The organism is Vibrio sp. R15-SG3-ISO1B (genome assembly GCF_059833835.1).
Genome location: NZ_JCBDGG010000040.1, coordinates 1 through 23,432, shown reverse-complemented (window position 1 = coordinate 23,432; position 23,432 = coordinate 1). Strand labels below are relative to the sequence as shown.

Sequence of the window (23,432 nt, the reverse complement as noted above, 5' to 3'; positions counted from 1 at the left end):
CACATTATTCTCCTTGTGACTCGCGCCGCTGGGCAAGTCTTATAATTCAATATAAATCTCATAGGGTTGGCCTTCTCGCTCTACGGTGAGCGTCAATTCCGTTAACTCAGACAAAGCGTTGAACACCTGTGTCATTGCCGCGGCGTCTTTTAGATCGAGGCCATTGATCTGCACCGCGATATCGCCATTTTGCAAACCCACCTCATCAAACAATTCTCGGTCTTTACCCGGAGAAAGGCGATAACCCAACACGTCATCACCTTCTTTAATTTGCGACATGCGCACGTACTGAAACACCTGTTTGGCGTCTTGACGTATCTCTTCTCGGATACGCTCTAAGGTATCAGGGGAGATGTCCACTCGATGGCTCGATGATGAGGAAGAAGAGGCCCCTTTCGATGAAGAGGAAGAAGGCGCCGACTGCGCAGAGTAGTCGATGCCTTGCAGCATGATGGTTTCATTGCGCCCCGCGTTGTCGATGATGACGCGATCGCTGTGGACTTGGACCAACTTGGCGCGCGTACCTTGAATGGCTTCACCGATGCCGACCGTCTCTTGCTGGCCCTTGTTGGCGATGACTGCCAAGCTCTTCTCGCTGTTGGAGCTGACCACCGCGCCCACCAGCACCAAATTGAGACGACTTTTGGGCGCTTCTTGAATCGGCGCCGCCTCGGTTGGGGTCTCTTGGGTGTAGCGGCCAAACAGGTGGCTATTTTGCAGAGAGGAGAGGTTTAAGCGCTCTGGCGCAGTTCGGGTGACTTCACCACTGGCGCGAATGGAGCGTGACACCACACTCGGCGAGTCCACCATCCACCAGACCAGCTCGCCCGCCAGCCAAGCGCACACCACCAAGAGCACAACGGTTAGGCCGCGACTGATTTTTGCTTGAACCTGACTGTTTTTGAGCGACATGCCGAGTTGCGACAGCCGAGTTGCCGAAAATTCCACTCAATTTCCTTATTGTCTGCACCTGGGAGTCCTGATATTCGGGAAAAACGACTCTATGCAGGGAGTTAAAACGGGTCTCATTGTATCAAAGTTTGCTATGGGCTCACTATCAATGCCTCTGGGCACGCTCTGAACGCACGAAAATCTGCCGATTTGCTTGAAAAATCGGATCTCCATCACCATTGTTAACGAATCGGTTATGCCGTGACCAGGTCATCGGCATCCCACTTCGATGTTTTTCGTACATGAGGTCGCCTTTTTCACCTCTTTCATCTCAATACAGAGCCAAGAAAGAGACGATGACGTTCATGCACGCTTATTAGAGAGTAAAAACCACAATGGGTTCCCAAACAGATGTCGTCAGGCTGGATAAATGGCTCTGGGCGGCTCGATTTTACAAAACACGCTCGATTGCACGAAACATGGTCGATGGTGGCAAAGTTCACTATAATGGCCAGCGCAGTAAACCGAGTAAAGCGGTGGAACTTGGCGCTGTCATCACTCTGCGCCAAGGTACGGAAGAGAAAACCGTGGTGATCGAGAAGATTTCCGATCAACGCCGCGGCGCTCCTGAAGCGCAAACTCTATACAGTGAAACCACAGAAAGTATCGCCAAGCGCGAAGACAATGCCTTGCGTCGTAAGCTTCATGCTCACAACCCAAGCCCAGATCGTCGCCCGGATAAAAAGCAGCGTCGCGACATCATCAAATTTAAACATCAATAATGTCTACCCGCACCAGCAAGGCAAAAATTTACGAGGAATCGCCACATGGCAAGCAATGTTTTGAATCGCTACTTATTTGAAGAACTATCAGTACGTGGCGAGTTGGTACAACTGGACGAAGCCTACCAACGCATCATTTCCAGCAAGGAATACCCGGTCGCTATTCAAAAGCTACTGGGTGAGCTGCTTGTATCAACCACTCTTCTCACCGCTACGCTGAAGTTTGAAGGGTCCATTACACTGCAACTGCAAGGGGATGGCCCGGTCTCTCTCGCGGTGATTAACGGTGACAACAAACAGAAAATCCGCGGTGTGGCGCGCTTTGAGGGCGACATTGCCGATGATGCCAGCATCCACGATATGATGGGTAAAGGCTACTTGGTGATCACCATCGATCCGAAACAAGGTGAACGTTACCAAGGCATTGTTGCACTGGAAGGCGATACCTTAGCCGAGATCCTCGAAGGCTACTTTGCTAACTCTGAGCAGTTGAAAACGCGTCTATGGATTCGCACCGGTGAATATGAAGGGACGCCGAAAGCCGCTGGCATGTTGATCCAAGTGATGCCCGATGGCACCGGCAGCGCGGATGATTTTGAGCACCTAGAGCAGCTCACTAATACCGTCAAAGATGAAGAGTTGTTCTCACTTGAAGCCAATGAGTTGCTGTACCGTCTATACAACCAAGAGAAAGTCCGCCTGTTTGATCCGCAACCTGTTGCGTTCCATTGTGGCTGTTCGCGTGAACGCAGTGGCGCAGCAATCGTTACGCTCGACCGTGTGGAAGTAAACGACATTTTGGCCGAAGAAGGTTCAATTTCTTTACATTGTGATTACTGCGGCACGAATTATTCGTTTGATGAATTCGAAGTCGCCGAACTGTTCTCACAAGCCTCAAACGGCAATTCCACGCTGCATTAATTTTCATAACGCAGCAAGCGTGTAATTTTTCTATCAAAAGGCCGACTCTATGTCGGCCTTTTTGTGATCCAATGGCCGTAATCACTCGCTTCAGCCGTAATAAACTAACCTCTTAATTTTAAGCAATTAATAATCCCTTGCGCTCTAGCGCAATGCTTTGCGCACACGATACACTGATCGCGCCAATATGTGATGAGTCGCTTAAAACCCCACGAAAATTACGGTTAATCTTTGAACTATATCCCTGTTTTCGAGCAAGCCCATTGCTAGCATGGTGAGCAGATAAATAAAAAAATATTGACAAAATCCCTACAAAAATATTCCTATAAGGAGCACCTATGACCGTTATGGAACATACAAAGGCTGCAACACTTGATCTTACCAAGCACGGACTTCACAACGTAAAAGAGGTGGTACGCAACCCCAGTTACGAGATGTTGTTCGCAGAAGAAACTCGCGCGGATCTGGAAGGCTACGAAAAAGGCGTAGTCACCGAACTCGGCGCAGTCGCTGTTGATACCGGGATTTTTACCGGCCGCTCACCAAAAGATAAATACATCGTGAAAGACACCACCACCGAAGAGCACATGTGGTGGACATCCGACGCGGTGAAAAACGACAACAAACCTATCGATCAAGCGGTCTGGAACGACCTCAAAGCCTTGGTCACCCATCAGCTATCTGGCAAACGCGTGTTTGTGATTGATGGCTACTGCGGCGCCAACCCTGATACGCGCCTCAGTATTCGCGTCATCACTGAAGTGGCGTGGCAAGCCCATTTCGTGAAGAACATGTTCATTCGCCCAAGCGAAGAAGAGTTGGCAACGTTTGAACCCGACTTTGTCGTCATGAACGGCGCGAAGTGCACCAACGATAAATGGCAAGAGCACGGCCTCAACTCAGAGAACTTCACCGTGTTCAACCTCACCGAGCGCATGCAGTTGATCGGCGGTACCTGGTACGGCGGTGAAATGAAGAAAGGCATGTTCGCCATGATGAACTACTTCTTACCATTGAAAGGCATCGCGTCTATGCACTGCAGTGCCAATATGGGTAAAGAAGGCGATGTGGCGATTTTCTTTGGTCTATCTGGTACAGGTAAAACCACACTATCCACCGATCCAAAACGTGCCCTGATCGGTGACGACGAGCACGGCTGGGATGACGATGGCGTGTTCAACTTCGAAGGCGGCTGCTACGCCAAAACCATCAAACTATCGAAAGAAGCCGAGCCAGATATTTACCACGCCATCCGTCGTGATGCCTTGTTGGAAAATGTCACGGTACGCAATGACGGCTCCATCGATTTTGATGACGGTTCGAAGACTGAAAACACGCGCGTTTCCTACCCTATCGAGCACATCGACAACATCGTTAAACCGGTGTCTAAGGGTGGTCATGCGAACAAAGTGATCTTCCTCTCTGCGGATGCCTTCGGCGTGCTGCCTCCTGTGTCTAAATTGACGCCGGAGCAAACCAAGTACCACTTCTTGTCTGGCTTTACCGCCAAACTTGCGGGTACAGAGCGTGGCATTACGGAGCCAACGCCGACCTTCTCTGCCTGTTTTGGTGCTGCGTTCCTCACGCTTCACCCAACCAAGTATGCAGAAGTGTTGGTCAAACGTATGGAAGCGGCGGGTGCTGAAGCCTACCTCGTCAATACCGGCTGGAATGGCAGTGGCAAACGTATCTCTATCCAAGATACGCGCGGCATCATCGACGCCATTTTAGATGGTTCGATTGAACAGGCAGAAACGAAGCACATTCCAATCTTCAACCTCGAAGTGCCGACCTCTCTACCGGGTGTCGACCCTGCGATTTTGGATCCCCGTGATACCTACGTTGATCCGTTGCAGTGGGAAAGCAAAGCCAACGATTTGGCCGAGCGCTTTATCAACAACTTTGATAAGTACACCGACAACGCTGAAGGTCAATCACTGGTTGCGGCAGGGCCACAACTCAAATAACGTGACCCTTCACCGTTAACTGTCGCCAAGCCCCTCATTTGAGGGGCTTTTTGATTGCCTGTTGAAGCAAAATGTTTCACTCTAAACACAAGGTGACCCCAACGGACTGGACTGTGAAGAAAACACTCAAGTGGTTAATGATCTCAATACTGCTGATAGCGATGATGGCTATCGGTGCGCTGTTTGCTGCGTTGCACACGAACAAAGCACCGCAAGTGGTCAAGCAACTGCTTGAGTCCTTGACCCCTTATCAGATCGAGATTGAGTCACTGCGTTACACAGCGCCTTACCAGTTTGAGATGGAGCAAGTCTCCCTGCACCTTGCCGCTGGAAAGCCCGATTCCCTCTTTAGCGATACAGACCATAACCACCCCACGCTCCAGTTGCCCAAGCTCACCCTATGGCTCAGCCAGTGGCCGTGGAAGGAGGGCAAACTCGCCTTCGACTCCGTTTTGATAGAAGAAGCTCGCTTGGATGTCACACAACTGCGCGATTGGCTGAACCCGCTGCGCGATACAACGCGTTCTCCTCTGCCCATTCATACCCAGCAACTGGCGTTGAAGCATGTCGATTTGAGCGGTGCCCACTGGTCCGCGCGCGATGTGGATCTGCAAATTCAAGCGCCAAGTTGGCAATCCGATACGCAAACGGTGCCGTTTGGCGACATTCAACTGGCGGCGAAACAGCTCTATATTCACGGCGAAGCGTTGAATAACCTACTGATTGATGGTCGCTATCGCGCACAAAACAGCACCGTCTATGGTGCCTCGTTTGACTGGAATAACGCGCAGCTGTCAGGCCAGGCGGAGCAATATCCACACGGTTGGTCACTGGTCAATGTGACGTTAACCCATCCAAACCAAAATCAGCCGCTCAACATTGAGCGCCTGCGCCGCAGTCTCGCCGCTGTAACGCTGCCGATTGCCCACATCAACAGCTTGGATATTCTTGGCGCGACCTTGCGCTATCAAGATTGGCAATTGGACAATCTCGATGCCTCGCTGGAAAACCTCGACCTCACCCAATCGCTGTGGCAACAAGACAATGGCTACCTATCGCTCAGCGCCGATCGTATCCACAATGGCGAGCTGGTATTGCTCTCGCCACTGACCAAAATCACCTTCAGTCAAGGTGAGCTCAATGTGCAGGAGTCGGATGCGGACTTCAAACAAGGGCGGGTGCAGCTGCGCGGTAAGGTCAGCCCAACGCACGTGGCGCTCGACGAGGTCAAACTCAATAACATCAAATGGTTGGAGGATACACAAAGCCTGCTGAATTGGTTTGAGCGTTCGCACTCCACCCTCGACACACTCTCTATCGAACAATTGCACATCAACAATGGCCAAGTCATCCAAATCGAAAAAGCGCCCTATTGGCAGCTCAGTGGCCTCAATGTTCGGGGCAAAGGGCTGACCTTGATTCAAGACCACCAGCTTGGACTCTTTGCGGGAGAGCTTGAGATGAGCGCCAACAACGCCAGTTACGACAAGCTGCTGACGACACAAGCGGTGCTCAATGCGCGCGTGGAGCAAGGTATCGTCTATCTGGATCGCTTTTTTGCGCCGTTAGCAACGGGCTATATTGATGCGAGCGGTCACCTCGATAGGCGCACCATCAGCCGTCCTTGGTCGCTCACTTTGCACGGCGATGGCGTGCCGCTAGAGCAAAGCTGGCTTTTGCGCTGGCTGCCCTTTACCTTGAGTGGATTTGCCGAACTCAGTGCCGAGCTGTCAGGGTTAGCGGGTGATTACAACATGCTGGCGCACAGCGTGTCGGGCAAAGTGACATTGGCCATGCATCAAGCCAACTTGGAAGCGCACAGCAGTGATGGTGAGCAGCAGTATCAACTCGCGTTGCCCAGTGAGCCGCTCGTCAGCCAAGTTGATCGCGGCCGCATTGAACTGAGCGCGCCGTTTGACGCGCCCAGTATTGCCGGCCACATCGATTTGACCAAACCACGCTTTGCCACCTTGCTGATTAAAAGCGAATCTGGCTGTCAGCACCTTTGGTCAGAAGTGTTCAGTCAGGCTACTCAGATCTTCGACCGCTGCCCTTAATTAGCGGGTTAAACGGCCAGTTCGCGCCCGGCTTCGCCAAGCATAGTGCGGTAATCAGGCAGCAGCATGTAGGTACCAATAAACTCCACTGCCGCCACATCGCCACTGTAGATGGTGACATGGATGACGATGCGCGCTTTGCGCCCTTGCGCTAAGCGGTCCAAATCGCCGCTGATACCATCTAGGGAGGTCGACGCCACCGGGTTTTGTACCACAGGGTGGCGATAGCGAATTTGGCTGTCAGCGAGCACGATGTCACCGTGCAAGTTGCGCTCTTTCATCAATAGCCAAGTCATGCCCCATCCAGTGAGAGTGGCCAATGTAAAGGCGGAGCCTGCAAACAAGGTGTTGTGCGGGTTGAGGTTAGGATTGAGCTGAGAGACACACTCAAATTGATAGCCCGTGTACTGGTTGATCTTAATGCCCATTTTGTCGCTGATCGGGATTTGATGCTCCCAGCGCTCTTGCAGCTCAGTGCACCATTCGGGTTTACGCAGAACATTTGCCATGGGATCGAGCGGCTTGACCATTTGCTGATGGCGCACGGGGCCACGCTCATCCGTCAACTCACCACGGCGCTCAAAGCCGTTTTTCTCATAGAAATCTATCGCGTCCTCACGGGCGTTACACACCAAGCGCTTGGCGCCTTCTTGACGAGCAAGCGACTCGAGCGCGACCAACACCAGTGACCCCATACCCTTGCTGCGACGATTGCCTTTGACCGCCATAAAGCGGATCTGACCTTCGTTATCTGAGGTAATGTATAAGCGCCCAATCGCCATCGGTCGGCCACGGCCATCGACAATCATGCGATGGTGGCTCAGCGGATCAAACTCATCGCGCTCAGAGCCGATTGGCATCCGCCACGGCTCTCTGAGCATTTGCCAACGAAAATGGTAATACTTGTTGAGCTGGTTGTCCGTCTTTGGCGTAATTAGCTTAAACATATCTATCCTTGTGTCTGTGTATTTACGCTTGGAGCCAGAAGGTCACAGGGCCATCGTTGACCAAAGAGACTTTCATATCTGCGGCAAAGCGTCCTCGCTCTGTGGGCAGTACTTGCTCACACAGATCGGAGAAATAATTATAGAGGCGCTCGGCATCCTGTGGCGCCGCGCCGCGAGAAAAGCCCGCTCGCGTGCCCTTTTTGGTGTCTGCGGGTAAGGTGAACTGCGAGACGACCAACAGCTTACCGCCCACTTGCTGCACGTTGAGGTTCATTTTCCCTTCCTCATCGCTGAACACGCGATAAGCGGTGACGCGCTCCATCAAGCGCTTGGCTTTGGCTTCGTCGTCGTCTTTTTCGACCCCAAGCAGGACCAATAAGCCATGTTCAATCTCACCCACGACATCGCCATCGACGCGAACGGCCGCTTCACTCACTCTTTGAATCAGCGCTATCACTCTCTTTTCCTTCTTGTTGTGCTGTCTCATCTGGGCGTGAGTGTACCACGGCTAACGTCTGGCTCCACTTCTCCCGCTCACCAAGAGAAGCTGTGACTTCTGCGCCAATCAACACAATCAGCCAGCACAAATAGACCCAAACGAACAAAATCGGAATCGCGGCCAGCGCGCCATAAATTAACTGATAGGAAGGAAACTGAGTAATGTAGAGGGCAAAGCCTTTTTTGCTCGCCTCAAACAGCAGCGCCGCAACAATCGCGCCGATCACCGCATGGGTAAAACGGACCTTTTTATTCGGCACCAACATATAAAGACCAATAAAGGCGAAAAAGGACAACAAAAACGGCAACCAGCGCAACATCAAGGTATAGATACTCGACAAGGTTTCATGCTCGAGAATGTTTAACGAGGTGACGTAAGAGGTCGCGGCGATACTTGCCCCCACTAGGATAGGGCCGAGTGTGAGCACCATCCAGTACATCGAAAAGGAGAACACCAAACGGCGCTTTTTGCGCACCCTCCAGATGTAATTGAGATTCTTATCGATGTTGGAGATCAGCATCAGCGCAGCGACAAATAAGAACGCACTGCCGATCGCCGTCATCTTGCCCGTATTGGTAACAAATTGCAGCAGCGCATTTTTCACCGCATCGCCCGCCGCAGGGACAAAATGGGTAATGACAAAGTCTTGAATCACCTCGCCTGCGTTCTCAAACACCGCAAACGAGGACAAAATGGACAGCAGCACCGTCAACATGGGCACGATCGACAGCAGCGTAATGTAGGCCAAATACCCCGCATTCACACTGACGCGGTCGTGGTCAATGCGCGCAGCGAGGTAGCGCACAAACAGCGCAGCCAGCTTGATGACAGGCTCCAATTTCAACTTGTATCTCCTTGTTTCCTCAGTCATCCTATGACTTTATCAGGATTAACAGTATAACCCTAAACGTGCGCGCCGTGGGGCAATAAGCCAAACTTCTCGCACGCGTGTTCGGTCAGAAAAGGAATTCACTATGCCGCAGTTACTCACCCTTATGCTCTCTCTGCTGACCTTGGTTGGCTGTCAATCCACCTACTATTCAGCGATGGAGCAAGTAGGCTATCACAAACGCGATATCATGATCGATCGGGTCGAAGACGCCAAAACGTCACAGCAAGAGGCGCAGCAAGAGTTCAGCAGTGCGCTTGAAGCGCTATCGGTACTCACGCAGTTTGATGGCGGTGAGCTGGAAAGCGTCTACGAGCAAATCAACGACAAGTACCAAGCCAGTGAAGAGGCGGCCGAAGAGGTAGCCGCGCGCATTGCCGCGATTGAAGATGTTTCCGAGGCGCTGTTTGATGAGTGGCAAGAGGAGCTGGATCTCTACACCAGCGCGACGCTGCGCCGCTCAAGCGAGCAAAAGCTGCGTGAGACCAAAGCCTCTTACCAAACCATGCTCAAAGCGATGAAGCGCGCAGAAAGTAAGATGACCCCAGTGCTCAACACGCTGCGTGACAATACGCTCTATCTCAAACACAACCTCAACGCCAGCGCGATCGGTTCATTGCAGGGTGAATTTACCAACCTAGAGAAAGAGATTCAGTTTGCCATCGCGCAAATGAACGAGGCGATCAGCGAATCCGATAAGTTCTTGCAAACTTTGCAGCAATAGAGCCCTATTAGGTCTTTCTCTCCAAACGATATTTAGCTCCAGGACATCTCGTCCCCGGGGCATCTCCCCAAAACGAAAAAAAGCCCCGAGTCTTAGACTCGGGGCTTTTTAAACGCATTATGCTTTAAGGCGATTACTTCGCTGCGCGAGACGCACGCTTACGGTCACTTTCCGTTAGGAACTTCTTACGAATACGGATGCTTTCCGGCGTCACTTCAACTAGCTCGTCATCATCGATGAACTCTAGCGCTTGCTCAAGCGTCATCTTGATTGGCGGAGTAAGCACCTGCGCGTCATCGGTACCCGATGCACGAACGTTGGTAAGCTGCTTACCTTTCAGTGCGTTAACGGTTAGGTCGTTGTCACGGCTGTGAATACCAATCACCATGCCTTCGTACACTTCCACACCGTGACCGATAAATAGGCGACCACGCTCTTGAAGGTTGAACAGCGCGTTAGTCAGCGCTTTACCCATCGCGTTAGCAATCAGTACACCGTTGACACGTTGACCGATGTTACCGCCTTTGTGTGGCGCGTAGCGATCAAACGTATGGTAAAGAAGACCAGAACCCGACGTTAGCGTCATGAATTCGGTTTGGAAACCAATTAGACCACGAGATGGCATTTCGAAGTCCATACGAACGCGGCCTTTACCATCTGGAGACATGTCTTTTAGCTCACCTTTACGTAGGCCGATGTTCTCCATGATGCCGCCTTGGTGCTCTTCCATCACGTCGATCGTTACCGTCTCGAATGGTTCCAATAGCTGACCATTCTCTTCTTTGATGATAACTTCAGGACGCGATACCGCAAGCTCAAAGCCTTCACGACGCATGTTTTCAATCAGGATAGAGAGGTGAAGCTCACCACGGCCTGATACGCGGAATTTGTCTGGATCGTCAGTTTGCTCAACGCGTAGTGCTACGTTGTGGACCAGTTCTTTCTCTAGACGCTCAAGGATGTTACGTGACGTCACGAACTTACCTTCTTTACCCGCGAATGGAGACGTGTTGACTTGGAACGTCATCGTTACTGTTGGCTCATCAACAGAGAGCTGTGGTAGCGCTTCTACCGCATTTTGTGCACAGATGGTGTCAGAGATTTTAAGCTCACCCAGACCTGTGATGGCGATGATATCACCCGCGTTCGCTTGCTCCACTTCGTGACGCTCTAGGCCAAGGTAGCCCATAACTGTGCCAACTTTACCGTTGCGCGTTTTACCGTCTGCACCGATGATCGTCACTTGTTGGTTCGCTTTCACGCTACCACGAGTCACACGAGCTACACCGATAACGCCCACGTAAGAGCTGTAATCTAGCTGAGAGACCTGCATCTGCAGTGGACCATCAAGGTCAACATTTGGCGCATCAACCACATCAACGATGGTTTGGAATAGAGGCTCCATGTCCTCGCCTGTTGCGCCTTCTTCCAGCGTAGCCCAGCCGTTCAGTGCTGACGCGTAGACCACTTTAAAGTCTAGCTGTTCGTCGGTCGCGCCTAGGTTGTCAAATAGATCGAACACTTGGTCCATAACCCAATCAGGACGAGCGCCTGGGCGGTCAATCTTGTTGATGACAACGATAGGCTTTAGGCCATGTGCGAAGGCTTTTTGCGTTACGAAACGGGTTTGCGGCATTGGGCCGTCTACCGCGTCAACGATCAGTAGCACTGAGTCTACCATCGACATGATACGTTCTACTTCACCACCGAAGTCCGCGTGTCCTGGGGTATCAACGATGTTGATGCGGTAGTCATTCCAGTTGATGGCGGTGTTTTTCGCCAAAATGGTGATGCCGCGCTCTTTCTCGATGTCGTTCGAGTCCATGACTCGCTCTTCCGCTTCACCGCGAGACTCAAGCGTGCCTGATTGCTGGAGCAGTTTGTCAACCAGCGTGGTTTTACCGTGGTCAACGTGCGCGATGATCGCGATATTTCTTAAATTATCAATCTGTGGAGTAGCCATGGATTTGATTCACTCGAATATGAGAAACACGCCGTTTATCTTAGGTGAATAAGGGCCATTGCCCTATTACCTATCAAACCGCGTGCTTACTTGATTAAAAAAACGGCCATAATGTACCAGATTTTCGCAAAAAACCCAGAAATATGTGATCTGCTTCGGCTCTTTTCACCTTTATTTTCCGTTTTTTCTCGCAGGCATTCCAATACGGCCTGACGTACCGACGCACAGTGCAGATTAGGTGAAAAATGCGGATTGACAATTGAGCAAAATCTAGGCTGAATGGTGTTCGGTCTTGAGTCATATTGGTGCATAAAAATGAAATTGCACCAAAATAATGCACTGCCAGATCATTTTGGTGCAAGAACGTGCACCAAACTTAAGCCCCATCCGCTAATTAATTGAAATTAATGGATTAATTTTTTTGGCATGATTTTGGCTTAGTTTGGATCAGCATCGGTTAATCAAGCGACACGGAATTAATCAATGCTGGATTTTTCCAAATCGAGTCATTCACGCTTTATCAACACTGGAGGTTTTCCAAGATGTCAGTAGAAAATGTTCTATCGCTGATCCAAGAGAACGAAGTTAAGTTCGTTGACCTACGTTTCACAGATACAAAGGGTAAAGAGCAACACATCTCTATCCCGGCTCACCAAATTGATGCGGACTTCTTCGAAGAAGGCAAAATGTTTGACGGTTCTTCTGTTGCTGGCTGGAAAGGCATCAACGAGTCAGACATGGTGATGATGCCAGACGCAACAAGCGCTGTACTTGACCCATTTACCGAAGATGCGACTCTGAACATTCGTTGTGACATCCTAGAGCCTGCAACCATGCAGGGCTACGATCGCGACCCACGCTCTATCGCAAAACGCGCGGAAGACTTCATGCGTTCAACAGGTATTGCTGACACAGTGCTTATCGGTCCTGAGCCAGAATTCTTCTTGTTTGATGACGTAAAATTTGCGACTGACATGTCAGGTTCATTCTTCAAGATTGATGACGTTGAAGCAGCGTGGAACACAGGCTCTGACTACGAAGAAGGCAACAAAGGCCACCGTCCTGGTGTGAAAGGCGGTTACTTCCCAGTCGCGCCAGTTGATTCTTCTCAAGACATCCGTAGCGCCATGTGTTTGATCATGGAAGAGATGGGTTTGGTTGTTGAAGCACACCACCACGAAGTGGCGACTGCGGGTCAAAACGAAATCGCAACTCGCTTCAACACGCTAACAACAAAAGCGGATGAAATCCAAATCTACAAGTACGTCGTACACAACGTAGCTCACGCGTTTGGTAAGACAGCCACCTTCATGCCTAAGCCACTCGTGGGTGACAACGGTAGCGGTATGCACGTTCACCAATCTCTAGCGAAAGACGGCGTAAACCTGTTTGCTGGCGATAAGTACGGCGGCCTATCTGAAACTGCGCTTTACTACATCGGCGGTATCATCAAGCACGCTCGCGCAATCAACGCATTTGCTAACCCGTCAACTAACTCATACAAGCGTCTTGTTCCAGGCTTTGAAGCACCTGTTATGCTCGCTTACTCAGCGCGTAACCGCTCTGCATCAATCCGTATCCCTGTGGTACCAAGCCCTAAAGCGCGTCGTATCGAAGTCCGCTTCGGTGACCCAGCAGCGAACCCATACCTATGTTTCGCAGCAATGCTGATGGCGGGTCTTGACGGTATCAAGAACAAGATCCACCCAGGCGAAGCAATGGACAAAGACTTGTACGACCTACCAGCTGAGGAAGCAGCAGAAATCCCAACTGTTGCCTACTCACTGAAAGACGCACTAGAAGAGCTGGATGCAGACCGTGAGTTCTTGACAGCTGGTGGCGTATTCTCTGACGACTTCATCGACTCTTACATCGGCCTAAAAGCGCAAGATGTAGAGAAAGTGAACATGACAACGCACCCACTAGAATTCGAACTTTACTACTCAGTATAAGTCTCGGTATAAAAAATCTAGTCGCGACGTTTCGTCACGTTACATAATTCTAAGGCTCGCCTCGCAGGCGAGCTTTTTTTATCTGTGCACATTGCCACTCTTGACTACTATGGGTTCACACCGTCAACGTGAGAGCTTAAGTATGAAACCTCTAGCCCCTTTCACTGCGTTCACTTTACTGAGTCTATCCTTTGTAAGCCTGCCGCTTTGTCACGCCCAGACTGTCTACACTTGGGTCAATGATGAGGGGGTGCGCCACTTCAGTGATTCACCCGGTCATGAGCGGGCGAGCGCTTTAACCTTGCCTGACGTCAACTCCCCGCCGCCCCAACCGGAATTTGATGCCGCCGAGCCAGTGCCAAGCAGAGACCATTCAAACGCACAAGCAAACGCGCGCAGCCAAGAGGCCACAAGCGCCTCTTCGGAGCACGCCGCTACCTCTTTGCAAGTGAATACACCTTTGCAAGTGAATACACCTTTGCAAGTGACGATTATCTCACCCAGTGACGATCAAGCCGTGCGCAGCAACAGCGGCCGTTTGACGATTCAAGGCGAAGCCAACCGAAAACTGGCGATTGGCGAGCAGTTTCAACTGTTGATGAACGGTCAACCCTTCGATGCGCCAACACACCGCCCAAACTGGTCCTTGACCAATGTGGACAGAGGCTCACACTCTTTTATTATTCAAGCCTTTAGAGACGGCAAGCTTATTGCATCTTCCAACCCTATTACGGTGCATCTACAGAGAGTCAGTACCGCTGCGGCGCCGAGCTCGCCCTAAGCCCATAAAATCAAGCGTTTGAGCTTTTACTCTCTCTGGAATTGCGCCATACTTGGGTGTTGCAATGCACCATTTTTGTGCATTGCACTATTCAGGTTCACGGAAGAGGGTAAACCGAGTGGAAAGTGGATTAAACGACATCATCTTGAATCATCAAGTGACCGCGATACTCATCATGAACGAGTCGCTTCAGGTTCGCTACGCCAACCCTGCTGCCGAGCAACTCTTTGCCCAGAGCATGAAACGCATTGTGGGCCAACCACTCTCTCATTTAGTTCAGCACGCTTCGATGGATCTCGCCTTGTTGTCGCAGCCCCTGCAAAGTGGTCAAAGCATAACCGACAGTGACGTGACCTTTGTTGTTGATGGCAAACCGCTGATGTTGGAGGTTACCGTCAGCCCAATATCTTGGGAAAAGAAACTGATGCTGCTGGTTGAGATGCGTAAGATTGGTCAACAGCGTCGCTTATCACAAGAGTTGAATCAGCATGCGCAGCAGCAAGCCGCTAAACTCTTAGTGCGTGGCCTTGCGCACGAGATCAAAAACCCACTTGGCGGCCTGCGTGGTGCCGCTCAGTTGCTCGAGCGTACCTTGCCCGATCCAACACTGACCGAATACACCCACATCATCATCGAGCAAGCGGATCGCCTGCGCGCCTTGGTCGACCGACTGCTTGGCCCGCAGAAACCGGGCAAAAAGCAGCTCGAAAACTTACACCTCATTTTGGAAAAAGTCCGTCAGTTAGTGGATCTTGAAGTCAATCAGCGTATCGAGATAGAACGCGACTACGACCCAAGTTTGCCGGAAATTTTGATGGACGCCGACCAGATTGAGCAGGCACTGCTCAATATCGTGAGTAATGCCGGTCAGATTTTGTCATCGCAAGACAATGGCAAGATCACCATTCGCACCAGAACGGTGCATCAAACCAATATCCATGGCCAGCGCTGCAAACTGGCAGCGCGCATTGAAGTGATTGATAACGGCCCCGGCATTCCGTCTGAGCTACAAGATACGCTGTTTTACCCTATGGTCAGCGGCCGAGACGGCGGAACGGGGCTAGGATTATCCATCGCGCAGAACCTTATCGATCAACATCAAGGAAAAATCGATGTCGAAAGCTGGCCAGGAAGAACCACATTTACGATTTATCTGCCCATTTAAGGTAGAGATTTATTTGCTGCCCGACGTCAAAGGCGAAGGGAAAGACTGTCATTTGGCGATGCTGTGAGGAAAGGAAGTTATGAGTAAAGGATACGTTTGGGTCGTCGATGATGACAGCTCGATTCGTTGGGTAATGGAGAAGACCTTATCGTCGGCCAATATTAAATGCGAAACTTTCGCGGATGCTGAGAGTGTCTTAATGGCTCTTGAGCGCGAGTCACCCGATGTATTGGTGTCGGATATTCGCATGCCGGGCATTGATGGCATTCAGCTACTCAAGCAGGTTCACGAGGCCTCACCCGACCTGCCTGTTATCATCATGACGGCGCACTCTGATCTGGATGCCGCGGTCAACGCCTACCAAAAAGGGGCGTTTGAATATCTGCCCAAACCTTTTGATGTCGACGAAACCCTCACCTTAGTGGAGCGTGCGATTACGCACAGCCACGAGCAAAAGCGTGAGCACGCCACCGCCGACCATGACACCTACAGCCCGCCAGAAATCATCGGTGAAGCACCGGCAATGCAAGAGGTATTTCGCGCCATCGGCCGCCTATCACGTTCGTCCATTTCGGTGCTGATTAATGGCGAGTCCGGTACCGGTAAAGAGCTGGTGGCACACGCACTGCACCGTCATAGCCCTCGAGCGAGTAAACCGTTTATTGCCCTCAACATGGCCGCGATTCCCAAAGATTTGATTGAATCGGAGCTGTTTGGCCATGAAAAAGGCGCTTTCACCGGTGCCAACAACGTGCGCCAAGGCCGATTTGAGCAAGCCAATGGGGGAACCCTGTTTTTGGATGAGATCGGTGACATGCCGCTCGATATTCAAACTCGCTTGCTCCGTGTCTTAGCCGATGGTCAGTTCTATCGCGTCGGCGGCCACTCGCCAATCAAAGTGGATGTGCGTATCGTCGCTGCGACCCACCAAAACTTAGAAAAATTGGTTCATGAGAACAAATTCCGCGAAGATTTGTTCCACCGCCTGAATGTCATCCGCATCAAGATTCCGTCACTGCGCGAACGCAAACAAGACATTGAGAAACTGACGCTGCACTTCTTAGCACTGGCCGCCGAAGAGCTGGGCGTAGACGTGAAGACACTGCATCCGACCACAGTAGACACGTTAAACCGCCTCGATTGGCCGGGTAACGTGCGCCAGCTAGAGAACGTCTGTCGCTGGCTGACCGTGATGGCCAGTGGCAGTGAAGTGTTACCCAACGATTTGCCGACGCAGTTACTGCAAGACAGCCATACGACGCAAAGCAGTGGCGAAGGAAACTGGCAGCAGCAACTGTCGAGCTGGGCGCGAGACGCACTCTCCAAAGGCGACTCTGAGCTGCTCTCTTACGCACTTCCTGAATTTGAACGTATACTTTTAGAAGCAGCACTTGAACATACCAACGGTCACAAGCAGGATGCCGCAAAGCTCCTTGGTTGGGGGCGCAATACACTTACCCGAAAACTGAAAGAGCTTTACTGATTGTATTTAAAGAGAAAATCGAGATGCAACCCTTTGCATGATAAGGATCCAAGGTCTCGATTTTTCTCTGATTTTTTCCTCGCTTGACTGTTTTAAAGCCGATAAGATGACTTAACGCACACGCAAGAATCCGGACTTTATGGCGACCACTCAAATCACTCTAAGAACTGCCGTTGTTCTCCCATTCGTGATGATCTTTATCATCACACTGGGTGTGATTGTTGCGGTGCAAAAAAGCAGTTATGAAGACATGGTCGTGAACGTCAGTGACCAGGCGCTCTCGTCACTGACCGACAACGTCACCTTAGAGCTCAATCACTTTCTCAGTCCCGCCTTTGATGCCAGTCTGGCGATCAGCCACACCATCGGCTTTGGTGAGCTCTATCGTCATGATGATATGCGCCAAATCGAAGCGTATCTGCGCAGCAGCTTTTCGGATCTCTATCGCTCGATCCCTAACTTGGATGCGATTGGTTTTGGTGGTGAAGGCGCCGAATATGTCGGTTATCGCCGCGAAGCCAATCAAGGGCTGACCTTGATGCTAAAAGACCGCCGCACTTTAGACAAACTGGTGATTTATCGCGGTCAACAGGTCTCTGGAGAGGTTCGCTCCGTCATCGATAACTATGACCCGCGTGTGCGCCCTTGGTACACGCCAATCGCAGACCATCACCATGGTGCCTGGTCGTCCATTTACGCCAATGCCGATGAGCGGCAAGATATCACGCTGACTGCACTGACGCCCGTGTTTGCTGAAGAAAAGTTTGTCGGCGTGGTGGGTGCCGATCTGAAAATCGACACGTTTAATGCCTTCTTGCGTCAGCAACGCGATAAGAACAGCGTGATTATTTACATTACGGATGCCGAGCAGCGTTTAGTCGCCCATTCCACCGAAGGGAGCGTCGTTTCTTGGGGTACCGCGCAGAGCAAAAAAGGCGACCGCCTGCTTGCCATCGAGAGTGGTCATCCGGTGGTCAAAGCCAGTGCCTTGCACGCCAGCGAGGCCAATCTATTCCAGCAAGGACGTTTCGAGCAGCAGCAATATTATCGCTTCCCGCTTTCGCTAAATGGCCAACGTTACTTCAACCACATTACGCCCTACACCGACTCGCATGGTTTGACCTGGTATATCGGCGTCGCCATCGCTGAGCAAGATTTACTGGGCGATTTGGCACAAAGTCAGCGCAACGGTTGGTTAACGGGTTTATTGGTCAGCGTCTTGGGGGTCCTCGTCTGCCTTATCGCTCTGAACAAAGTGGTCAAACCCATCACCTCAACCGCTGATGCCGCCAAGCATCTTGCCAAAGGCGATTGGGATAGCCACATGCCTAAACCTGGCCATATCTATGAAACCAATCTCTTGGTGTTCGCGTTTAACGAAATGGCAAACAACCTCAAAGCCTCTTTCAAAGCCTTAAAATCGCAACTGCTGTACGACTCGCTGACTCGCTTATATAGCCGTGAAGGGCTGGTCGATACCTGTGATAGCCTGAGAAAGCTCGAGGGGACCCTGCTGTTAGTCGGGATCAACAAATTCCGTGATATCAATGACAGCCTCGGCCACCTGCAAGGCGATCAACTGCTGGCGATCATTGCAGAGCGGCTGAAAACACGGTTTGAACAAAACAGCTATTTGGCGCGCATCGGTGGCGATGAGTTTGCGATTTATATTCCCGCTCATCGCGACAACGAACCTGCCAATGTCTACGCTAACCAAGTGTTGCAGATGTTTGCCTCGCCGTTTTCCATGGCGAGTGAAAATGTGGTAGTCAATGTCTCCGTCGGGATTGTGGAAGAAGGGCCGAGCCACAACATGACCCTGTGGCTAAGAAACGGCAGTATTGCCCTGAGTAACGCTAAGCAAGAGCCGTCCAACATCAGTTACTACAAACCCGAGATGGCGGATATTTCGCGCAAACGCACGCTAATGCAAGCGAAGATTCAGTCCGGCGTTGAGAACCAAGAGTTCTTACCTTTCTATCAACCGATCGTCGATTTAGCCAGTGGCAAAGTGGTCGGCGCCGAAGCGCTAGCACGCTGGCAATCCGCAGATTCAGGGCTTATCTCTCCTATGGAGTTCATCCCTATCGCTGAAGAGAGCGGACTGATTGGCGCCATCGGTGAGACCATTTTGCGTCAAGCCTGTAATGATACAGTGAAGGGGATGCAAGACGGAAAATGGGATGAGGATTTCCATATCCACGTCAATTTGTCGGTCAAACAACTGTCGAATGTCGATTTGATTGCCTCACTCAAGCGCATCCTTGATGAGTCCGGACTCGATGCCGATAACCTGACGTTGGAAATCACCGAGTCCCGTATTGTCGATAATGACCCAGTGATCATCAAAAACATGCGGGCCATTCGCGATCTTGGTGTCCACATCGCCATCGATGATTTTGGTACGGGTTACAGCTCACTGGCGTATTTGCACAAGCTGCCGTTCGATTGTCTAAAGATCGATCGCACCTTTGTCAACAAAATGCGCCCAGAGCAGCTCGATACGTCGATCGTCGCTGCGATTGTCAACATGACCAAGAGCATGAAAGTGGAACTGGTTGCCGAAGGGATCGAGACCCAAGAGCAAGCGCAAATGCTCACCTCCCTCGCCTGTCCATTAGGTCAAGGCTTCCTCTACAGCCGCCCCATTACCTATCAGGATTGGCCAACAGATCTGGTTAACATGAAGCGATAATCAGCACATCGGGTCGATTTTGCGCGCTTATCCTACTGACACTCACATCATTGACTCTTATACTTAGCTCAAATTAGACCCATTGGATCCGTCATAATGATAACGAAAAATCTCCCGCTTACCGATTTGCACCGTCACCTTGACGGCAATATTCGCACTCAAACGATTTTAGAACTGGGCCAGAAGTTTGGCGTCGCCTTGCCCGCGTATGATGTGGCATCGTTAACCCCCCACGTACAAATTGTGGAAGCAGAGCCTTCATTGGTTGCCTTTTTGTCCAAGCTTGATTGGGGCGTAGCGGTCTTGGGTGATCTTGACGCGTGTCGCCGAGTCGCCTATGAAAACGTGGAAGACGCTCTGAATGCTCGTATTGACTATGCCGAGCTGCGTTTCTCTCCTTACTACATGGCGATGAAACACAAACTGCCCGTGGCTGGTGTGGTGGAAGCCGTCGTCGATGGTGTAAAAGCGGGTGTGCGAGATTTTGGCGTTCAAGCCAATCTGATTGGGATCATGAGCCGCACCTTTGGCACCGATGCCTGTCAGCAAGAGTTGGATGCGATTTTGACACAGAAAGATCACATTGTTGCCGTTGACCTCGCCGGTGACGAACTCGGCCAACCCGGTGATCGCTTCGTGAAGCACTTTAAGCAAGTGAAGGATGCGGGCCTCAACGTCACGGTTCACGCTGGCGAAGCGGCGGGAGCAGAAAGCATGTGGCAAGCGATCAACCAACTTGGTGCGACGCGTATTGGCCACGGTGTAAAAGCCATCCACGATCCGAAATTGATGGATTATCTCGCTGAGCAGCGCATTGGCATTGAGTCCTGCCTGACGTCTAATATCCAAACCAGTACCGTGGATTCATTGGCCAACCACCCGATTAAGACCTTCCTTGAACATGGCGTGCTAGCCTGTCTCAACACCGACGACCCTGCTGTTGAGGGCATCGAGCTTCCTTATGAGTATGAGGTCGCCGCGCCGCAAGCAGGCTTATCAGCAGAGCAAATCCGTCAAGCTCAGATCAATGGTTTAGAGTTGGCCTTTTTGTCCGAAGCCGACAAACAAACCCTGAGAGAGAAAGTCGCCCAACGCGTCTAGACCGCACCTGGCCGGTCGCAACTAGCCGACCGCATCTAGCCGACCGCATCTAGCCAGCCATAGTGCTGGCTTTTTTGTATTTGGCGTTTGTGGATGTCGTTTTTGAGGGGAAAGGTCAAGGACAGGTAGGTTGCAGCGACTCGAAAAACACATGATAGTGACAGTCGCAGTCGGTAGATATAGATTTGAAAAAATAGATATGCACAGATATGAAAAAAGCCTCGCTATCACTAGCGAGGCTTTCAATGGTGGCGGAGAGATAGGGATTTGAACCCTAGATACGCTATTAACGTATGCCGGTTTTCAAGACCGGTGCTTTCAACCACTCAGCCATCTCTCCACAAATTGTCTAATCAAAGTCTTACTCACCCATAAAGGCTGCTTTGATTAGGAAATTGTTTCTATAACGCCGCAGATTTTGGTGTGAGACGCGCAGTGTGCAATCGCACATGAGCATCGCAGCAGCAAAAGATGCAAGTTATGGGAACAATTTATAATCAAAGCCTGGCGATGTCCTACTCTCACATGGGGAAGCCCCACACTACCATCGGCGCTAATTCGTTTCACTTCTGAGTTCGGCATGGAATCAGGTGGGTCCAAATCGCTATGGTCGCCAAGCAAATTCTTTAATTCGGAAAGCTGTTTTCAGTTCTTACACATTCAATGTTCTTCATTGAGTCCATCAAAACCCTTTGGGTGTTGTATGGTTAAGCCTCACGGGCAATTAGTACAGGTTAGCTCAACGCCTCACAGCGCTTACACACCCTGCCTATCAACGTTCTAGTCTCGAACAACCCTTAAGGATACTTAAAGTATCAGGGAAGACTCATCTCAGGGCTCGCTTCCCGCTTAGATGCTTTCAGCGGTTATCGATTCCGAACTTAGCTACCGGGCAATGCGATTGGCATCACAACCCGAACACCAGAGGTTCGTCCACTCCGGTCCTCTCGTACTAGGAGCAGCCCCCTTCAATCTTCCAACGCCCACGGCAGATAGGGACCGAACTGTCTCACGACGTTCTAAACCCAGCTCGCGTACCACTTTAAATGGCGAACAGCCATACCCTTGGGACCGACTTCAGCCCCAGGATGTGATGAGCCGACATCGAGGTGCCAAACACCGCCGTCGATATGAACTCTTGGGCGGTATCAGCCTGTTATCCCCGGAGTACCTTTTATCCGTTGAGCGATGGCCCTTCCATTCAGAACCACCGGATCACTATGACCTGCTTTCGCACCTGCTCGAATTGTCATTCTCGCAGTCAAGCGGGCTTATGCCATTGCACTAACCTCACGATGTCCAACCGTGATTAGCCCACCTTCGTGCTCCTCCGTTACTCTTTGGGAGGAGACCGCCCCAGTCAAACTACCCACCAGGCACTGTCCTCACCCCGGATAACGGGGCTAAGTTAGAACATCAAACATACAAGGGTGGTATTTCAAGGTCGGCTCCACAGATACTGGCGTACCTGCTTCAAAGCCTCCCACCTATCCTACACATGTAGGCTCAATGTTCAGTGCCAAGCTGTAGTAAAGGTTCACGGGGTCTTTCCGTCTAGCCGCGGGTACACTGCATCTTCACAGCGATTTCAATTTCACTGAGTCTCGGGTGGAGACAGCGTGGCCATCATTACGCCATTCGTGCAGGTCGGAACTTACCCGACAAGGAATTTCGCTACCTTAGGACCGTTATAGTTACGGCCGCCGTTTACCGGGGCTTCGATCAAGAGCTTCGACCGAAGTCTAACCCCATCAATTAACCTTCCGGCACCGGGCAGGCGTCACACCGTATACGTCATCTTACGATTTTGCACAGTGCTGTGTTTTTAATAAACAGTTGCAGCCACCTGGTATCTGCGACTCTCAATAGCTCCATCCGCGAGGGACTTCACCGTCAAGAGCGTACCTTCTCCCGAAGTTACGGTACCATTTTGCCTAGTTCCTTCACCCGAGTTCTCTCAAGCGCCTTGGTATTCTCTACCCGACCACCTGTGTCGGTTTGGGGTACGATTCCAACTTATCTGAAGCTTAGAGGCTTTTCCTGGAAGCATGGCATCAATGACTTCACGCCCTTGGGCGCTCGACATCGTGTCTCAGCCTTAAAGAGAGCCGGATTTACCTAACTCTCAAGCCTACGCACTTGAACCTGGACAACCGTCGCCAGGCCCACCTAGCCTTCTCCGTCCCCCCATCGCAATAAGTTGAAGTACGGGAATATTAACCCGTTTCCCATCGACTACGCCTTTCGGCCTCGCCTTAGGGGTCGACTTACCCTGCCCCGATTAACGTTGGACAGGAACCCTTGGTCTTCCGGCGTGGAGGTTTTTCACCCCCATTATCGTTACTCATGTCAGCATTCGCACTTCTGATACCTCCAGCATGCTTTACAACACACCTTCAACGGCTTACAGAACGCTCCCCTACCCAATACCTAAAAGGTATTGCCGCAGCTTCGGTTTATTACTTAGCCCCGTTACATCTTCCGCGCAGGCCGACTCGACTAGTGAGCTATTACGCTTTCTTTAAATGATGGCTGCTTCTAAGCCAACATCCTAGCTGTCTAAGCCTTCCCACATCGTTTCCCACTTAGTAATAATTTGGGACCTTAGCTGGCGG

General features: G+C 51.1%; 16 protein-coding genes, 1 tRNA gene and 2 rRNA genes. 11 read left to right on the top strand and 8 right to left on the bottom strand.

Annotation, left to right across the window (positions count from 1 at the left end; all coding sequences use genetic code 11):
- Positions 1-39 precede the first annotated feature (39 nt).
- On the bottom strand, positions 40-912 hold the full coding sequence (gene gspC / locus AC6R0S_RS11730) for a type II secretion system protein GspC (protein WP_500637975.1): 873 nt from the start codon (positions 910-912) through the stop codon (positions 40-42).
- A gap of 374 nt (positions 913-1,286) precedes the next feature.
- On the opposite strand from gspC, the gene hslR reads away from it, so the two are divergent.
- The 4 genes from hslR (at position 1,287) to AC6R0S_RS11710 (ending at position 6,618) form a co-directional block, all read left to right on the top strand.
- Positions 1,287-1,673: a ribosome-associated heat shock protein Hsp15 gene (hslR, locus tag AC6R0S_RS11725; RefSeq protein WP_334554939.1), complete on the top strand. Its 387-nt coding sequence runs from the start codon at positions 1,287-1,289 to the stop codon at positions 1,671-1,673.
- A 45-nt stretch (positions 1,674-1,718) separates the two neighbouring features.
- Positions 1,719-2,594 carry an Hsp33 family molecular chaperone HslO gene (gene hslO, locus AC6R0S_RS11720; RefSeq protein WP_500637969.1) on the top strand — a complete coding sequence of 292 codons (876 nt, stop codon included), beginning with the start codon at positions 1,719-1,721 and terminating at the stop codon, positions 2,592-2,594.
- A gap of 338 nt (positions 2,595-2,932) precedes the next feature.
- Entirely contained in the window at positions 2,933-4,561 is a 1,629-nt protein-coding gene (gene pckA, locus AC6R0S_RS11715) for a phosphoenolpyruvate carboxykinase (ATP) (RefSeq protein WP_500637968.1), read from the top strand.
- A gap of 71 nt (positions 4,562-4,632) precedes the next feature.
- A complete protein-coding gene (locus AC6R0S_RS11710; protein WP_500637967.1) occupies positions 4,633-6,618 on the top strand; it encodes an AsmA family protein in 1,986 nt (661 codons plus the stop codon).
- 8 nt (positions 6,619-6,626) lie between these two features.
- Here AC6R0S_RS11710 and AC6R0S_RS11705 read toward each other — a convergent pair whose 3' ends face one another.
- Genes AC6R0S_RS11705 through AC6R0S_RS11695 form a run of 3 tightly spaced genes read right to left on the bottom strand, consistent with a single transcriptional unit; the run spans position 6,627 to position 8,935 of the window.
- On the bottom strand, positions 6,627-7,565 hold the full coding sequence (locus AC6R0S_RS11705; protein WP_500628046.1) for a bifunctional GNAT family N-acetyltransferase/hotdog fold thioesterase: 939 nt from the start codon (positions 7,563-7,565) through the stop codon (positions 6,627-6,629).
- A gap of 22 nt (positions 7,566-7,587) precedes the next feature.
- On the bottom strand, positions 7,588-8,022 hold the full coding sequence (gene dtd, locus AC6R0S_RS11700; protein WP_500625617.1) for a D-aminoacyl-tRNA deacylase: 435 nt from the start codon (positions 8,020-8,022) through the stop codon (positions 7,588-7,590).
- Positions 7,994-8,935: a virulence factor BrkB family protein gene (locus AC6R0S_RS11695; protein ID WP_500625618.1), complete on the bottom strand. Its 942-nt coding sequence runs from the start codon at positions 8,933-8,935 to the stop codon at positions 7,994-7,996. Before AC6R0S_RS11695 ends, dtd begins: the two co-directional genes overlap by 29 nt.
- 103 nt (positions 8,936-9,038) lie before the next feature.
- Here AC6R0S_RS11695 and AC6R0S_RS11690 point away from each other — a divergent pair, with 103 nt between their 5' ends.
- Positions 9,039-9,677 carry a DUF2959 domain-containing protein gene (locus AC6R0S_RS11690; protein ID WP_500630187.1) on the top strand — a complete coding sequence of 213 codons (639 nt, stop codon included), beginning with the start codon at positions 9,039-9,041 and terminating at the stop codon, positions 9,675-9,677.
- A gap of 133 nt (positions 9,678-9,810) precedes the next feature.
- Here AC6R0S_RS11690 and typA read toward each other — a convergent pair whose 3' ends face one another.
- A complete protein-coding gene (typA, locus tag AC6R0S_RS11685; RefSeq protein WP_500637966.1) occupies positions 9,811-11,640 on the bottom strand; it encodes a translational GTPase TypA in 1,830 nt (609 codons plus the stop codon).
- Between the two features lie 542 nt (positions 11,641-12,182).
- On the opposite strand from typA, the gene glnA reads away from it, so the two are divergent.
- The 6 genes from glnA to add all read left to right on the top strand — a co-directional run bounded on the left by glnA (position 12,183) and on the right by add (position 20,817).
- Entirely contained in the window at positions 12,183-13,592 is a 1,410-nt protein-coding gene (gene glnA, locus AC6R0S_RS11680; protein ID WP_500630188.1) for a glutamate--ammonia ligase, read from the top strand.
- A 142-nt stretch (positions 13,593-13,734) separates the two neighbouring features.
- Positions 13,735-14,373, top strand: coding sequence for a DUF4124 domain-containing protein (locus tag AC6R0S_RS11675; protein WP_500637965.1), 639 nt, complete (start codon positions 13,735-13,737; stop codon positions 14,371-14,373).
- A 118-nt stretch (positions 14,374-14,491) separates the two neighbouring features.
- Positions 14,492-15,538, top strand: coding sequence for a nitrogen regulation protein NR(II) (glnL, locus tag AC6R0S_RS11670; protein WP_334554963.1), 1,047 nt, complete (start codon positions 14,492-14,494; stop codon positions 15,536-15,538).
- 79 nt (positions 15,539-15,617) lie between these two features.
- Entirely contained in the window at positions 15,618-17,021 is a 1,404-nt protein-coding gene (glnG, locus tag AC6R0S_RS11665; protein WP_334554965.1) for a nitrogen regulation protein NR(I), read from the top strand.
- Positions 17,022-17,160: 139 nt separating this feature from the next.
- A complete protein-coding gene (gene gepA / locus AC6R0S_RS11660) occupies positions 17,161-19,716 on the top strand; it encodes a phosphodiesterase GepA (RefSeq protein WP_500637964.1) in 2,556 nt (851 codons plus the stop codon).
- 96 nt (positions 19,717-19,812) lie between these two features.
- Positions 19,813-20,817 carry an adenosine deaminase gene (gene add, locus AC6R0S_RS11655; protein WP_500637963.1) on the top strand — a complete coding sequence of 335 codons (1,005 nt, stop codon included), beginning with the start codon at positions 19,813-19,815 and terminating at the stop codon, positions 20,815-20,817.
- A gap of 249 nt (positions 20,818-21,066) precedes the next feature.
- Here the strand turns inward: add and AC6R0S_RS11650 are convergent.
- The 3 genes from AC6R0S_RS11650 to AC6R0S_RS11640 all read right to left on the bottom strand — a co-directional run.
- Positions 21,067-21,157: transfer RNA gene (locus AC6R0S_RS11650), tRNA-Ser, on the bottom strand.
- Between the two features lie 162 nt (positions 21,158-21,319).
- A 5S ribosomal RNA gene (gene rrf / locus AC6R0S_RS11645) occupies positions 21,320-21,435 on the bottom strand.
- A gap of 85 nt (positions 21,436-21,520) precedes the next feature.
- Positions 21,521-23,432: ribosomal RNA gene (locus tag AC6R0S_RS11640) — 23S ribosomal RNA — on the bottom strand; the annotation flags it as partial.

Bases quoted from the DNA above. Each gene is read 5' to 3' on its own strand.
- typA (WP_500637966.1), bottom strand. From the start codon at position 11,640: ATGGCTACTCCACAGATTGATAATTTAAGAAATATCGCGATCATCGCG.
- hslO (WP_500637969.1), top strand. From the start codon at position 1,719: ATGGCAAGCAATGTTTTGAATCGCTACTTATTTGAAGAACTATCAGTA.
- add (WP_500637963.1), top strand. From the start codon at position 19,813: ATGATAACGAAAAATCTCCCGCTTACCGATTTGCACCGTCACCTTGAC.
- gspC (WP_500637975.1), bottom strand. From the start codon at position 912: ATGTCGCTCAAAAACAGTCAGGTTCAAGCAAAAATCAGTCGCGGCCTA.
- AC6R0S_RS11710 (WP_500637967.1), top strand. From the start codon at position 4,633: ATGTTTCACTCTAAACACAAGGTGACCCCAACGGACTGGACTGTGAAG.
- glnG (WP_334554965.1), top strand. From the start codon at position 15,618: ATGAGTAAAGGATACGTTTGGGTCGTCGATGATGACAGCTCGATTCGT.
- glnA (WP_500630188.1), top strand. From the start codon at position 12,183: ATGTCAGTAGAAAATGTTCTATCGCTGATCCAAGAGAACGAAGTTAAG.
- AC6R0S_RS11695 (WP_500625618.1), bottom strand. From the start codon at position 8,935: ATGACTGAGGAAACAAGGAGATACAAGTTGAAATTGGAGCCTGTCATC.
- gepA (WP_500637964.1), top strand. From the start codon at position 17,161: ATGGCGACCACTCAAATCACTCTAAGAACTGCCGTTGTTCTCCCATTC.
- AC6R0S_RS11675 (WP_500637965.1), top strand. From the start codon at position 13,735: ATGAAACCTCTAGCCCCTTTCACTGCGTTCACTTTACTGAGTCTATCC.
- AC6R0S_RS11705 (WP_500628046.1), bottom strand. From the start codon at position 7,565: ATGTTTAAGCTAATTACGCCAAAGACGGACAACCAGCTCAACAAGTAT.
- hslR (WP_334554939.1), top strand. From the start codon at position 1,287: ATGGGTTCCCAAACAGATGTCGTCAGGCTGGATAAATGGCTCTGGGCG.
- pckA (WP_500637968.1), top strand. From the start codon at position 2,933: ATGACCGTTATGGAACATACAAAGGCTGCAACACTTGATCTTACCAAG.
- AC6R0S_RS11690 (WP_500630187.1), top strand. From the start codon at position 9,039: ATGCCGCAGTTACTCACCCTTATGCTCTCTCTGCTGACCTTGGTTGGC.